1 protein-coding gene is annotated in these 930 nt (G+C 68.1%); it reads left to right on the forward strand.

All coding sequences use genetic code 11. The features are described from left to right. The first annotated feature begins 172 nt into the window (after window positions 1-172). Window positions 173-853, forward strand: coding sequence for a GntR family transcriptional regulator (locus ACXJKR_RS33580; protein WP_457326546.1), 681 nt, complete (start codon window positions 173-175; stop codon window positions 851-853). The last annotated feature ends 77 nt before the right edge of the window (window positions 854-930 follow it).

Raw genomic sequence — 930 nt, forward strand, 5'->3', positions numbered from 1 at the left:
GCGGAAAGGCGGCTAAGAATTGCAAGGTGACCGAAAACTGGATAGCGCTCTCAAGCTTGTCGGCCGACGGGCCAGGGGGGACTCAGGCCCCATGCGCAGGACGCGTCAAGCCCGCGATGACAATGGCGCCCAGCATTCGCGCGCCAGCGGCAGATTTGGCTTGCCACCCGAGATGAACACCACGCTAGATCCCACCCGCCATGCGGCGCCCCAGGTTGTTGAAGCGCTTCGCGCCGCCATCATTTCGCTGGAGCTGGCGCCCGGCAGCGCACTCGACCGCGCCGAGCTGGCCCAGGGCTTCGGCGTCAGCCAGACGCCCGTGCGCGACGCGCTCATGCGGCTCAGCGAAGAAGGCCTGGTGCTCATACGTGCCCAGTACACGACCCAGGTCAGCCGCATCGACGTGCCGGCGGCCCGCGAGGCGCATTTCCTGCGCCGCTCCATCGAAATCGAGATCGCACGCCTGCTGGCGCTCTCGCACGACCAGGCAGTGATCGACGACCTGCATGCCCAACTGGCGCGCCAGGAGGGCCTCGCTGCCAGCAAGGACTACCCGGCCTTCATTGCAGCCGACAAGGAGTTCCACCGGCTGATGTACGTCGCCGCCGGCCTGCCGCGGCTGTGGTCGGTGGTGACGCGCATGTCGGGCCACATCGACCGGCTGCGCCTGCTGCACGCGCCGACCGAGGGCAAGGCCGAGTCCATCCTGGCCGGCCACCTGGCCATCCTGCAAGCCATCGAATCGGGTGACGCGCAAGGCGCGCAACAGGCCGTGCGCGAGCACCTGTCGGGCACGCTGGCCTCGGTGGAAGAGATCCAGCAACGCTACCCCGAGTACCTCATCCTCTCTTGAAGCGCCGCCCGCTTCGCCCCCCGCTTGGCAGGCGCAATCGGTAGCGCTCACAATTCGGGCCGCCTCCCCTACCGCAC

Source organism: Roseateles sp. P5_E11 (assembly GCF_054049355.1).

Bases quoted from the DNA above. Each gene is read 5' to 3' on its own strand.
- ACXJKR_RS33580 (WP_457326546.1), top strand. From the start codon at position 173: ATGAACACCACGCTAGATCCCACCCGCCATGCGGCGCCCCAGGTTGTT.